Here is a 13,128-nt window from a genome sequence, read left to right on the forward strand (position 1 = left end):
GAGAGACCCCTCACCCGACCTCGCTCCGCGAGGCCACCCTCTCCCGCAAGGGGAGAGGGACCGTGATTACCCCTTCGCCGTCTTCACATAGCGATCCACCACCTCGCCCAGCACGGTCAGCGGCGTGCCGCCGGTCGAGACCACGGCGTCGTTGAAGTCGCGCAGGTCGAAGCGCGGGCCGAGCGCCGCCTTGGCCTTTTCGCGCAGGCGCAGGATCTCGGTGTGACCGATCTTGTAGGCGCAGGCCTGGCCGGGGCTGGCGCAGTAGCGGTCGACCTCGCTGACCATGGCCGGCTTGGCGCGGCCGGTGGTCGAGGTCATGAACTCCACCGCCTGGTCGCGGGTCCAGCGCTTGTGGTGCAGGCCGGTGTCGACCACCAGGCGGGCGGCGCGGAACTGCTGGGCCTGCAGGTAGCCGAGCTGGCCCAGCGGATCGCCCTCGTAGTAGCCGGCCTCGTCGGCGATCTGCTCGGCATAGAGCGCCCAGCCCTCGACGAAGGCGCCGAAGCCCATGAGCGAGCTGATGGTCGGGATCTGGCTGGCCCGCTCGGCCAGGTAGGCGCCCTGCCAGGCGTGGCCCGGAATGGCCTCGTGGGTGGTCAGGGTCGGCAGGCTGAACTTGGGCCAATTGCCCATATTTTTCAGGTTGATGTAGTAGATCGCCGGGCGCGAGCCGTCGAGCGAGGCGAAGTTCATGTAGCCCTGCGGCGCGCCGTCCTGGATCTCCTTCGGCACGGCCTTGACCATGACGTCGGCCTTCAGGCCCAGGCGCGACAGCTTGGGCATCAGCAGGCGGATCGCGGCGATGCGGTCGTTGAGATAGGCCAGGAGCTCGGCCCGGCCCGCGTCGCTGTCGGCGTAGAGGTAGCGCGGGTCCTTGGTCAGGGCGGTGACGCGTTCGCCGACCGAGCCCTGCGTCAGGCCCTGGCCCTTCAGCAGCACGTCCATGCGGGCGGCGATCTCGCGGCCCTGCTCCAGGCCCAGGGCGTGGATCTCTTCGGCGTCCATCGTGGTGGTGGTGTTGTAGCGCAGGCCCCAGCCGTAATAGGCCTCGCCCTGCGGCAGCTTCCAGACGCCCGCCTTGTCGTCGGCCTTCTCGCGCGCGGCCTTGAGGGCGGCGATCTGGCGGTCGAGCGCCGGATAGACCTCGCCCTCGATGATCTTCGTCGCATCGCCCGCGCGGTCGGCCAGGCCCTTGGCCTTGGCGCGCTCGGCCAGCGAGCCGACCATGCGGCTGTCGGCGGCCTTCTGGGCGCGCATCTCGGTGAGCTGGCCGATGGCGTTGTCGAGGATGAAGCTCGGCGGGATGACGCCGGCGCCGACGTCCTCGGCGATGCGGCCGTTCTCCTGGTCGACCACCTTGGCGAAGGCGGCCAGGCGCGAGACATAGGCGTCGACGTCGGCGGCGGTCTCGACGCCGTGCTGCGAGTTCAGGAACTCCGGCACGAACGAATAGGCCCCGCCCTGCTGGCTGACGACATAGGGATTGGCGAAGTCGCCGCCGTAGCTGAAGGCCTCGCCCTCGGCGCCGATCTTCTGGGCCGCCAGCACCGTGTCGCGGATCGTCAGGTCGTGCGGGTTGAGGGTCTTGGGATCGATGGCGGCGATGCGCTTGGCGCGGTCGGCATAGGCGGCGACCTGGGCGCGGCGACCGGCGGCCGAGCTGTCCGACAGCTTGGCCTTCAGCCCCGCGCGGGCGCCCTTGTCGAGGCCCAGGCCCGTGGCGGCCTCGGGCTGGTCGATCAGCATCTCGTCGACGAAGGCGTCGAGCAGCTTGGCCAGCTTCGGATCGGCGATCGGGCCCTTGGCGGGCGTCGCGGCGAAGGCCGGCAGGCCGCAAGCGGCCCCCGAAGCCGCAGTGGCGGCGGCGGCCGAGAGAAGAAGATGACGACGGGACAGGCGCATGGACGCGGCTCGCTGAAAGAGGCTTTCGAGCGGCCGTAGGCGCGGACCTTCCCCCGCTCAACGACCCTCGACGGGCGGGAGAAGATCATTCCCCCGTCGCCGTGAAAAGCAGCAAGCTTGGACTTAATTCGGGCAGAAACGCAGACGGCCTCGCTCATGGAGCGAGGCCGTCGCAAAACACATCAGGATAAGACCTGCGAGACCTCAGTCGTCGCGGTGAACCCGCTCGCGACGCTCGTGACGCTCCTGGGCTTCGAGGCTCAGGGTGGCGGTCGGACGCGCGTCCAGACGGGCCAGGCCGATGGGCTCGCCGGTCTCTTCGCAGTAGCCGTAGCTGCCGTCTTCGACCCGGCGCAACGCCTGGTCGATCTTGGAGATCAGCTTCCGCTGCCGGTCGCGGGTCCGAAGTTCCAGCGCCCGGTCGGTTTCCGACGACGCCCGGTCGGCGAGGTCGGCATGGTTCTCAGTTTCGGTCTGGAGGTGGGAGACCGTTTCGCGAGATTCGCGAAGGATTTCCTCTTTCCAGGTCAGCAGCTTCTGTTTGAAATACTCGAGCTGCCGCTCATTCATGAACGGCTCGTCCTCGGAAGGACGATACGTATTCGGTTCCTTAAGAACAGTGGCCGTCTGCATCAACGCCTCACGCCCCGATGAACTCCGCCCTCAGCGGGCGGTGTGCTTATACCAAAACGATAGCCCCGTTCAATGAACGTCGCATGAGCGGTGCATTCAGGCGCGCGCGCCTGCCTGACACGGCGGCGACGCTGCACGGGGGCGACGAGCTTCGCCGCGCCGGCCGGGGCAATAAAATCGCGGGAATGGGTTCGAGGTTCCATCCCGCCGCTCCTCACGCGCCTTGCGCCACGGAGAGCTTGGCCTCTTCGACGGCCGCGCGGGTCTCGATCTCGTTGAGCAGGCTCTGCAGCTTCGGATCGTCGACGCTCTCGCGGTGCTCGCGAACGGCGCGCTTGAGCTTGTCGATGGTGCTGGAGGAGACCTCCCCGTCCAGCACGGCGATCTTCAGGCCGTCGAGGATGTCCAGAATGTCGTCGGCCCGGCGGATGGCGCGACGCTTGCGCTCCATCGGGTCCATGTTGGCTTGGAGGGCCAGCAGAGCGTCCAGCGAACCCACGCCGGCCAGACCGCCTGCCGCGGCCGTCCCGGCCACGCCGCTGGCGCCGCCGACGCTGGGCAGGGCGAAGTTCGATCCGCCGCCCGCCGGCCGCGCGCGTGATGCGCCAGCTGCGCCCACGCCTCCCGAGCTCGAAACCTTCATGACGACCGTCGCTCCAAAGCTGGTCTTGCACGCCTACATATAGGGAGTCGGCCTCCCCGATGAGAGCCCATATTCGAGATCGGCGCTTGCGGTATGGTTAATGCCGGGCAGAATCTGCCGGACAGGATTGTCGCAGGCGTTTTTGCCCGACTTTTTCATTGATTTTCCTCACCTTTTCCGTTGGCCCGGTTCTGGCATGGGCCGCGACGGAATTGCGTCCTTCGGTGTGGAAATCCATGCGTCGTTCATTTTTCAGCTCCGTTCTCGCCGGCCTGGCCCTCGCGGCCATGACCGTCATCGCCGGTCCGGCCGCCGCCAAGTCGCGGATCAAGGACATCGTCTCGTTCGAAGGCGTGCGTGAGAACCACCTGATCGGCTACGGCATCGTCGTCGGCCTCAACGGCACGGGCGACAGCCTGCGCAACGCGCCGATGACCAAGCAGAGCATGGAATCGCTGCTCGAGCGCCAAGGCGTCAACGTCCGCGACGCCAACCTCAACGCCAAGAACGCGGCGGCCGTCATGGTCACCGCCAAGCTGCCCGCCTTCGCCGGCGCCGGCTCGAAGATCGACGTCTCGGTCTCGGCCATGGGCGACGCCAAGAGCCTGCAGGGCGGCACGCTGATGGTCACCGCGCTGCAAGGGGCGGACGGCCAGACCTACGCCGTGGCCCAGGGCCAGGTGCAGACCGGCGCCGTCTCGGCCGGCGGCGCTTCGGGCAGCTCGATCAGCCGCGGCGTCCCGACCGCCGGCCGCATCGCCGCCGGCGCCGACGTCGAGCGCGAGACCGGCTTCCAGATGGTGGCCATGAGCGAGCTGCGCATGACCCTGCGCAACCCCGACTTCACCACCGCCCGCCGCATCGCCGACGCCATCAACATCAAGTTCCCCAGCTGCGCCCAGGCCCAGAACCCCACCGTCGTGGCGATCCGCTCGCCGGGCGGCATGGACATGATCAGCTTCATCACCGCCATCGAGAACCTGGAAGTCGAGCCCGACGGCCCGGCCAAGGTGATCATCGACGAGGTCAACGGCGTGGTGGTGATGGGCGACGACGTCCGCATCAGCCAGGTGGCGATCGCCCAGGGCAACCTGACCATCTCGGTCCAGGAGACCCCGGCCGTCAGCCAGCCGGCCCCGTTCAGCCAGGGCCAGACCAAGGTGGTCCCGCAGTCGACGATCAACATCGACGAGGAAAAGGGCAAGAAGCTGATCACCCTGGGCGGCGGCGCGTCGCTGAAGAGCCTGGTCGGCGGCCTCAACGCCCTGGGCGTCACCCCGCGCGACATGATCACCATCCTGCAGGCCGTGAAGGCCGCGGGCGCCCTGCAAGCCGACATCGAGGTGATGTGATGAGCGCCCTCTCCTCCGCCGCCAGCGCCGTCGACGCCTACTCGGCCATCTCCGGAACCGGCGCGACCTCGGCCGCCGAACTGGCCAAGCGCGGCAAGATCAAGGAAACGGCCCAGAAGTTCGAGGCCTCGTTCCTGTCGTCGATGATGCAGTCGATGTTCGAGGGCGTGAAGACCCCCGAACCGTTCGGCGGCGGCCAGGGCGAAGAGATGTTCAAGTCGCTGCTGACCGACGCCATGGCCAAGGAAGTGGCCAAGGCCGGCGGCGTCGGCATCGCCGCCTCGGTCCAGCGCGAGATGCTCAAGATGCAAGGCCTGCAGGAGGTCGCCCAATGATGAGTCCAGCCGACGAGCGCGTCGAACAGCTGATCATCCTGACCGAGCGCCTGACCGACCTGATCGCCAAGCAGGCCACCGCCTTCGAGGCCCGCCGCCCGCACGAGGCCGCCCGCCACGTCGAGGAGACGGCCAAGCTCGCCAACATCTACCGCCACGAGTCGGCGCGGGTGCGCGGCAACGTCGCCGTCGTCCAGGCCGCCACGCCCGAGCGCCGCATGCGCCTGGTGCGCGCCACCGAGGCCTTCGACGCCGTCCTCGCCCGCCAGTCGCGCGCCATCGCCGCGGCCAAGACCGTCACCGAGGGCCTGGTCCGCGCCGTCGCCAACGAGATCGCCGCCCAGCGCCCGCAAGCCGCCGGCTACGGCCCCAGCGCCCAGGGCTCGGCCTACCGCAACAGCGCCACCGCGATCACGCTGAACCAGCGGGCGTGACCGGATCCTCCCCCTGAAGGGGGAGGTGGCCCGAAGGGCCGGAGGGGGAAGTTCCTGCCCACGCCGGCGCGGTTGCAGGTTCAACAGTCACATCCCCCTCAGTCGCTTCGCGACAGCTCCCCCTTCAGGGGGAGCATTTTTACTCCACCCCCGCCACGGCCAGCAGGGCCGCCAGGCCGACCTGCATGCCCTTGAGGGTCTCGCCCTTCTCGACGTCGATCCATTCGTCCAGGGCGTGGGCGCGGCCGCCCTTGCCGCCGGAGCCGATGGTCACGGCCGGGATCCCCACGCTCATGGGCAGGTTGGCGTCGGTCGAGGAAGCCTCGTGGGTGGGCGTGAAGCCCAGGGCCGAGGCCGCGGCGGCCGTGGCCGTGACGATCGCGGCCTTCGGGTCCGTGCCGCCGGCCGGACGCTCGCCGATCACCTTGGCCTCGTAGGAGACCTCGCCCGGCTTGGTCGAGCGGGCCGCGTTCTCGCCGGCCACGGCCTTGTCGAGGATGGCGACCAGCGTCCTGTCCAGCTTGGCCAGTTCGTCGGCGCTCTCCGAGCGCATGTCGAACTCCATGAAGATGGAATTGGGGATCGAGTTCACCGAGGTGCCGCCACCGACCACGCTGGCCGAATAGGTGGTCTTGGGATCGGCCGGCGGCTTGACCGCGTAGAGATCGACCACCGACTGGGCCATGGCCGTCATCGGGTTGACCACGCCGAACGCGCCGTAGCTGTGGCCGCCCGGGCCCTTGAAGGTGACGCGATAGCGCTTGGAGCCGACGCCGCGGTCGACGATGCGCGAGGGATCCGAGCCGTCCATCGAGAAGAAGGCGCCGATCCGGCCCTGGTACTTGCCCTTGGTGAACAGGTGGCGCACGCCGCGCAGGTCGCCCGGCCCCTCCTCGCCGACATTGCCGACGAACAGGATGTCGGACCTGGTCTTGATCCTGGCCGCGTCCAGCGCCCGCACATAGGCTAGCAGCACGGCCAGCGAGCGGGTGTCGTCGCCGATGCCGGGGGCCGACAGCTTCGTGCCCTCGCGCTTGACCTTCACCTCGGTCCCTTCGGGGAAGACGGTGTCGAGGTGGGCGGCGATGACCACGAACGGACCCTTGCCCTTGGTCGCCGTCCCGGGCCGCACGCCCATGACGTTGCCCTCGGCGTCCATCTCGACATCGGTCAGGCCCACGGCCTTGAGCATCTCCAGATAGGCCCTGGCACGCTTTTCCTCCTTGAAGGGCGGCGCGGGGATCTCGGTCAGGGTGACGATGTCGGCGACGGTGCGGTCATAGTCGGCGTCGAGCTGCTGGACGGCGGCCTTGAAGCCGGCCCCGCCGACGATCTTCTGCACGGCCTTGACCGAGGTGTCGGCCTTCTCCGCGGCGTCGGCCTCGGGGCCGTAGAGCGCGCCGGCGGCGAACAGCGAGGCGGCGAACAACAGCGAACGCGACATCGAACGCGACAGGCGGCGCATGGGCGGGCTCCGATTCTTGCAGTCCGCCGACCAGAGCGACCGCGTGCCCCGATTGGCAATCCACAATTGGCGTAACGGCGGCTCCCAAAAACACCGGGCGCCAAAAACGCCGGACCTCTGGACGAACCGATCTCGCCACCCGACATTGACCTATCGTCAAGGAGATCGGTCATGGCCAAAGCTAAAGTCGCATCCGCGCTCGCGGGCCTGGGTCTCCTGCTGCTCGCCGCCCCGTCCCTCGCCCAGGCGCCGGCCGCTCAGGCCAGCGGTCCCCTGGGCGTCGGCGGCAAGTGGATGCTCGACCTGCCGCGCTCGCACTTCAACGAGGCCCTGACCGGCGCCGCCCCGCTGAGCGGCGAGCTCGACATCACCAAGGACGACGGCAAGTTCATCGCCTGGACCCTGGTCGAGGAGGACGACGAGGGGGTGGCCGCCATCCAGTTCGCCGACGCCGGCCTCGACGGCTCGCCGACGCGGGCCGTGGTCAACTTCAACTTCGTGACCCTGAGCGTCGATCGCACCGGCCAATCCAGCGTCGCGGTGATGACCCACGGCCAGACCGGCCGCCGCCAGACCATGCGCGTGGCCCTCTCGGCCCCAGACACCCTGCTGATCGAGCAGGACGTCGACGGCAAGCCCGGCCCGCCGGACCAGACGCTGATCTTCGTGCGGAAGAAATAGGATTTCAGGACCCTCCCCCCGAAGGGGGAGGTGTCGGCGAGGCCGACGGAGGGGGAGGTTGACCCCCGCGTCCGCGGCCGCTCTCAGTTCAGCAGGGACTTCCCCCTCCGGCCCTTCGGGCCACCTCCCCCATCAGGGGGAGGGTCTTCGAGCCCGTCAGTCCGCGTGAACGCGGTCCACGCGCGGGGCGAACATGTAGCCGGCGTGGCGGACCGTCCGCACCATCTGGGCGCCGCCCTCGGCGCGGCGCAGCTTGCTGCGCAGGCGGCTGATGGTGACGTTGATCTGCTGCGGCGGCGCCTTGCTGCGGGCCTCGGGCGGCCCCTGCTGCAGCTGGTCGCGGGTGAGGATCTGCTGGGGCTTGGAGACCAGGGTCCACAGCACCAGGAACTCGGCCGACGACAGGTTCACCGACTCGCCGCGCGGATCGAACAGCTCGTGGGTGGCGACGTTCAGGCGCCAGCCGCTGAACTGATAGACCGGCGGGGCGGCGATCGGCTCGGGCGCGCGATAGGCCTGGCGGCGGCGGACCGCGGCGCGGATGCGGGCGGCCGTCTCGCGCGGGCGGAACGGCTTGGCGATGTAGTCGTCGACGCCCATCTCCAGGCCGACCACCACGTCGCTTTCGTCGTCGACGGCGCTGACCACCACCACGCCCGGAGCCGGGTTGAGGCGGCGCAGGCGGGCGCAGACCGACAGGCCGGCCTCGTCGGGCAGCAGGATGTCCATCACGACCAGTTCGATCTGGGTGCGGCCGAGGATCTGGTCCATCTCGCGGGCCGAACCGGCCTCGAGCACTTCCAGGTCGAAGCGGCCCAGAAGGGCGGTAATGGCGGCGCGGGAGTCGATATCGGGATCGACGATGAGCAGGCGGGGTCTCACGGGCGTTCTCAGAACATCGCCCGGCCGACAAGCCGGGCAGAATAGCGGGTCTGGCGACGGGACGCTTCGGCCCCGCCCTCCAGGGCGAAATAGGAAAGATCCGAACCGGCGCGCAGGGCGACGTTCAGGGTCACCGCGCCGTTGCGGGCGTTGTCGGCCAGGATCGTGAACGGCGTGCCGCCCGCGAACGAGGCCGTGGTGTCGGCGAACTTGCCGGCCAGGGTCTTGCGATAGCCGACGCGGACTTCCGGCTTGAACCAGACTTCCTTGCCGAACTGGCGACCGAAGACCACGCCGATGTCACTCGACAGGTTGCTGTACTTGCGCGAGGCGACCGTCAGGTCGAAGCCCTCGCCGCCGCCGTGCTCGCGACGCTCGCCTTCCCACATGTAGACGTAGTCGAGGCGGGTCTCGGGGCGGATGTAGTTGGCGCCGAAGGTCACTTCGTAGCCGACGCCGGCGAAGGCGTTGGCGGTGAAGCCATTCCAGGAGGCGGTGTTGCGGACGATCTCGTCGGCCGCGCCGTCGCTGTCGGCGTCCTCGCTGATGAAGCTGCGGTCGCCGTTGAAGCGGATGTAGCCCGCGCCGCCGCCCAGGTTCAGGCGCCAGCCGCCGACCGAGCGGCGCCAGTAGGTTCCGGCCTGGAACACCGAGGCGGTCGTCTCCTCGCCGACCTTGGCGGCGGTGTCCTTTTCCTCGAGGCTGACGAACGACAGGGTCACGCCCAGCGCGCCGCCGGCGTCGCCCATGGCCTCGTAGCCGGCGACCAGGCCCACGGCCTTGGTGTCCGAGCCCTGGACCGCCCCGTCCTCGATGCGGACCAGACTGTTGATCTCCTGCACCCAGACGCTGTCGGGGCCGTAGCGGTCGGCGCCGTCCGGACGCACCGACGTGGCCGACGACAGCTGCTGCTGCACCGCCTGCAGGCTGGTGAACATCCCCTGCCCGGTGCTGGGCAGCATCTGGTCGTAGAGATTGTAGAAGCCGTCGGCGGTCGACTGGCTGAGGAAGGCGCCGGCGATGCCGTCGTCGTTGCTCAGGGCCGCGAACACCGCCTCGTAGGCCGAGGCCTGGCCGCTGGTCATGCCCGCCTCGGCGGCCGTGCGGCGGCGCACGTCGATCAGGACGTCGTTGTCCTGCGTATAGGCGCTGGCGACGTAGAGGTAGGGCGCGTCGCCCAGCAGGTCCTGGTCGATGTCGCCGGCGGTCAGGGTTCCGGCCGAGATCACCTTGAAGGTGCTGGCCGTGGTCAGCAGGTTGTTGAAGACCAAGCCCAGGTTGGCGCCGCTGGCGATGGTGGCGGTGTCGACCACCAGCTGGGTCGCCGTGCCCGCCGAGGGATCGACGGTGAACACCAGCTTGGCGTCGGCGCCGAGGGTCAGGCTGGTGGCGTTGATCGTGTTGGTGTTGGTCAGCATCAGGCCGCCGTCGCCGATGTTGATCGACAGCTTGCCGTCGCTGTCGCTCAGCTTGGTGACCGCGTAGGCGCCGCCGTCGATGTTGAAGACGTCGGCGCCGTCGCCGAACGAGATCTCGCCGTACAGCGTGCCGTTCAGCAGATTGAGGGTGTCCGCGCCCGAGCCCAGCAGGATCTGGCCGATGATCGTCGGCTCGTCGGCGTCGTCCACGCCGTCGCCGTCGGTATCGGTGTCGGCCACGTCGTCGTCGCCGTCGTCGCCGTCATCGACGCCGGTCTGGGTGATGGTGACGCCGGTGGTGTTGGCCTGCAGGTTGATGGCCACGGCCTTGCCGGTGACCACTTCGTCGTCGGCGTCGTCGTTGCTGTCGTCGAGGTCGTAGTCGTCGTCGGTGGCCGTCAGGTAGGCCGCGATCGTGCCGGTGTTGTTGATCGTGGTCAGCGTGCCCGAGCGATCGACGATGGCGTTGGCGGTTCCGGTCTCGCCGTAGAGGGTGGCCAGGATCGTGCCGCTGTTGTTGACCGTGGTCATGGTCGCGCCGGCGTCGATCAGCAGGGCGTAGGCGGCGGAGTCGCCCTCGGCCGTGACCGAAGCGGAGAGGCCGCCGCTGTTGTCGAGGATCCGGGCGATGGCGCCCGAGGTCAGGTGCAGGCCCACGGCGTCGGCCTCGTAGGCGTTGGCCGCGATCGAGCCTTCCAGGTTGATCCCGTTGGTGACCAGGGTCTCGTAGCCGGCCGAGCCGCCGATCTGCACGCCGGTGGCGGCCACGCCCGGGTGGATGCCGTAGGCGCCGACCGAGCCGCGAATGACCAGGCCATAGTCATAGATGCCGTCGCCGGCCGAGCCGAGGGTGACGGTCTGGGTGTCGGAACCGATCTGGATCGCCGGCGCGCCGCCGTAGACCGAGACCGAGGCGGTGCCTTCCTCGTCGTCGGCGACGCCGTCGCCGTCCTCGTCGTCGGTGGTGTCGTCGTTGGTGTCCTCGGGCGGGGCGTCGAGCACCAGGCCCTTGGCGACGTTGCTGGTCACCTGGATGGCCGAGCCGCCTTGCAGCAGGTCGTCGGCGTCGAGCAGGGCCTCGTCGTCGGGATCGGTGTAGCGGCTGGTGTAGCGGTAGCCGGTGGCGGTGATCGAGCCCTGCACGATGACCGAGCCGTCGACCTCGCCGTTGACCGCCAGGCCGATGCTGTTGGCGCCCGTGACGCTGATCGAGCCGTCGCTGACGATGTCGCCGGTGATGCTGGCGGTGTTGCGGATACCGTAACCGTCGTCGCCAGTGACCGCGATCGAGCCGGAGTTCAGAATGTCGCCGATCACCGACGACTCCAGGATGATGCCGATCGAGTCGTTGCCCTCGATGGTGATCGCGCCCGAGTTCTCGATCGTGCCGGTGAAGTCGCCGGAACCGGTCAGGTGGATGCCGTAGCGATTGGTCCCCAGCGCGAACTGGCCGTCGTAGTCGCCGTCGCTGTCGGTGTCCTCGTAGTCGTAGTCCTCGGTCAGCGAGATCGTGCCGCCGTTGGTCACCGTCGAGGTGAGGCCGCCGCTGATCAGTATGCCGGTCGAGTTGGAGATGTCGGCGCTTTGCAGCGTGCCGTTGTTGGTCAGCGTGTTGCTGCTGTCGACGGTGGCGATCGCGCCTTCGGACGCGTAGGTGATCACGCCGTCGCTGGTGATCTTGACGTCGTCGGCCGCGCCGTCGTTGGCGGTCGAGGTCGCGACCGCCTTGGTGCGGCTGCTGCTGGTGATCTCGGTCTCGGCGACGGCGCCGCCGGCGTGCAGCAGCATAGGCAGAGCTGCGGCCGACAAGATCAGAAGCTTACGCGACATGGAGGACCCGCCTGATGGAACCTCCGAGCCTTAGGGGCCGTGCATGGCCCAGGCGTGTCTATGAAATTTCCGTCATGCTACGGCGACGCTCGCACCGATACACTTCCGTTTCAAACGGCCCGGAAGGTTGTCGCCATGGCGCCGGCTCGCCTCCGAAGTGTTGCCGTTCCCGGCTCAAAGCCGCCGTTATTCCGACGCCCGCGCAAGAAAAGGCCGCTCGGGCGCACTCGGCGATTCCAGAGCCGTTGCAGACCGTCCACGCCCTGAAACGGCAAAGAAAAAGCGCGCGGGGCCGGGGCCGCCGCGCGCTTTCACTTATAGAGCCTTGGGGTCCTGACCGGACCGACTGGCTTAGAGCACGCCGTCGACGGCGCGCTTGACGCCCCACGGGTTGGCTTCCTTCAGGGCCGCCGGCAGCAGCACGTCGGGCAGGTCCTGGTAGCAGACCGGGCGCAGGAAGCGCTCGACGGCGCGGGTGCCGACCGAGGTCGAGCGGCCGTCCGAGGTGGCGGGGAACGGGCCGCCGTGGACCATGGCCGGGGCCACTTCCACGCCGGTCGGCCAGCCGTTGGCCAGGATGCGGCCGGCCTTGCGCTCGAGGATCGGCAGCAGGCCGCGGGCGGCCTCGGCGTCTTCGGCGTCGAGGTGCAGGGTCGCGGTCAGCTGGCCTTCCAGGCCTTCCAGCAGCTTGGCGAGGGTGGCGAGGTCCGGGGCGCGGACGACGACCGACGACGAGCCGAACACTTCATGGCTGAGGGCCGGATCGGCGGCGAAGGTCGCCGCGTCGACCACGAACAGGGCGCCCTGGCCCTGGTTGCAGCCTTCGCCGACCAGGCCGCGCGCGGCGACGGTGACGCCCGGACGCGAACCCAGCTTTTCCACGCCCTGCTCATAGGCGCCGAAGATGCCCGGGGTCAGCATGACCTGCGGGTGAGCGGCGGCCAGGGCGGCCGAGGCCGAGGCGATGAAGGTGTCGAGGTCCGGACCTTCCAGCGCCAGGACCAGGCCGGGATTGGTGCAGAACTGGCCCGAGCCCATGGTCAGCGAGCCGACGAACGCCGCGCCCAGGGCCTCGGCGCGGGCGGCCAGGGCGTGCGGGAACAGCACGACCGGGTTGACGCTACTCATCTCGGCATAGACCGGGATCGGCTCGGGACGGGCGTTGGCGATCTTCATCAGCGCCACGCCGCCGGCGCGCGAGCCGGTGAAGCCGACGGCCTTGATCCGCGAGTCGCTGACCAGGGCGCCGCCCAGTTCGTGGGTCTGACCGGTCAGCAGGGCGAACACGCCGGCCGGCAGGCCCGCCTTCTCGACGGCCTTGCTGATGGCCGCGCCAACCAGGGCGGCGGTGCCGGGGTGGGCCGGGTGGCCCTTGAAGACGACCGGGCAGCCGGCGGCCAGGGCCGCGGCGGTGTCGCCGCCGGCGGTCGAGAAGGCCAGCGGGAAGTTGCTGGCGCCGAACACGGCGACGGGACCCAGGCCGATGAAGCGCTGGCGCAGATCGGCGCGCGGCAGCGGCTTGCGCTCGGGCAGGGCCGGGTCGACGCGGG

Annotated in this window: 11 protein-coding genes; 4 read left to right on the forward strand and 7 right to left on the reverse strand. The window is 69.2% G+C overall.

What is annotated here, in order from left to right:
- Positions 1–66 precede the first annotated feature (66 nt).
- The 3 genes from DMC18_RS20635 to DMC18_RS20645 form a co-directional block, all read right to left on the reverse strand.
- Positions 67–1,905 carry a DUF885 family protein gene (locus DMC18_RS20635; protein WP_110121382.1) on the reverse strand — a complete coding sequence of 613 codons (1,839 nt, stop codon included), beginning with the start codon at positions 1,903–1,905 and terminating at the stop codon, positions 67–69.
- 204 nt (positions 1,906–2,109) lie between these two features.
- On the reverse strand, positions 2,110–2,538 hold the full coding sequence (gene dksA / locus DMC18_RS20640) for an RNA polymerase-binding protein DksA (protein ID WP_110121381.1): 429 nt from the start codon (positions 2,536–2,538) through the stop codon (positions 2,110–2,112).
- 214 nt (positions 2,539–2,752) lie between these two features.
- Positions 2,753–3,181, reverse strand: coding sequence for a flagellar assembly protein FliX (locus DMC18_RS20645; RefSeq protein ID WP_110133270.1), 429 nt, complete (start codon positions 3,179–3,181; stop codon positions 2,753–2,755).
- A 236-nt stretch (positions 3,182–3,417) separates the two neighbouring features.
- Between DMC18_RS20645 and DMC18_RS20650 the strand changes: the two genes are divergently transcribed.
- Genes DMC18_RS20650 through DMC18_RS20660 form a run of 3 tightly spaced genes read left to right on the forward strand, consistent with a single transcriptional unit; the run spans position 3,418 to position 5,302 of the window.
- The gene (locus tag DMC18_RS20650; protein ID WP_110117954.1) at positions 3,418–4,533 is read left to right on the forward strand and encodes a flagellar basal body P-ring protein FlgI; all 1,116 of its coding nucleotides are present in this window, start codon (positions 3,418–3,420) and stop codon (positions 4,531–4,533) included.
- On the forward strand, positions 4,533–4,868 hold the full coding sequence (locus DMC18_RS20655; RefSeq protein ID WP_110117955.1) for a rod-binding protein: 336 nt from the start codon (positions 4,533–4,535) through the stop codon (positions 4,866–4,868). The genes DMC18_RS20650 and DMC18_RS20655 overlap by 1 nt, the downstream gene beginning before the upstream one ends.
- The gene (locus DMC18_RS20660; RefSeq protein WP_199232599.1) at positions 4,868–5,302 is read left to right on the forward strand and encodes a flagellar basal body protein; all 435 of its coding nucleotides are present in this window, start codon (positions 4,868–4,870) and stop codon (positions 5,300–5,302) included. The genes DMC18_RS20655 and DMC18_RS20660 overlap by 1 nt, the downstream gene beginning before the upstream one ends.
- Positions 5,303–5,441: 139 nt before the next feature.
- Here DMC18_RS20660 and DMC18_RS20665 read toward each other — a convergent pair whose 3' ends face one another.
- On the reverse strand, positions 5,442–6,746 hold the full coding sequence (locus DMC18_RS20665) for a M20/M25/M40 family metallo-hydrolase (protein WP_110119830.1): 1,305 nt from the start codon (positions 6,744–6,746) through the stop codon (positions 5,442–5,444).
- Between the two features lie 192 nt (positions 6,747–6,938).
- Between DMC18_RS20665 and DMC18_RS20670 the strand changes: the two genes are divergently transcribed.
- Positions 6,939–7,448: a hypothetical protein gene (locus tag DMC18_RS20670; RefSeq protein ID WP_110119827.1), complete on the forward strand. Its 510-nt coding sequence runs from the start codon at positions 6,939–6,941 to the stop codon at positions 7,446–7,448.
- A 156-nt stretch (positions 7,449–7,604) separates the two neighbouring features.
- Here DMC18_RS20670 and DMC18_RS20675 read toward each other — a convergent pair whose 3' ends face one another.
- From DMC18_RS20675 to DMC18_RS20685, 3 genes are all read right to left on the reverse strand, one after another.
- On the reverse strand, positions 7,605–8,330 hold the full coding sequence (locus tag DMC18_RS20675) for a response regulator (protein ID WP_110119828.1): 726 nt from the start codon (positions 8,328–8,330) through the stop codon (positions 7,605–7,607).
- Between the two features lie 8 nt (positions 8,331–8,338).
- Complete coding sequence (locus DMC18_RS26195) at positions 8,339–11,578, reverse strand: autotransporter outer membrane beta-barrel domain-containing protein (RefSeq protein ID WP_110119829.1); 3,240 nt, start codon at positions 11,576–11,578, stop codon at positions 8,339–8,341.
- Between the two features lie 351 nt (positions 11,579–11,929).
- The coding region (locus DMC18_RS20685) for an aldehyde dehydrogenase (NADP(+)) (protein WP_110133272.1) at positions 11,930–13,128 on the reverse strand (1,199 nt) is incomplete at its 5' end.

The sequence above is a fragment of the Caulobacter sp. D5 genome (assembly GCF_003185805.1).
Classification (GTDB): domain Bacteria; phylum Pseudomonadota; class Alphaproteobacteria; order Caulobacterales; family Caulobacteraceae; genus Caulobacter.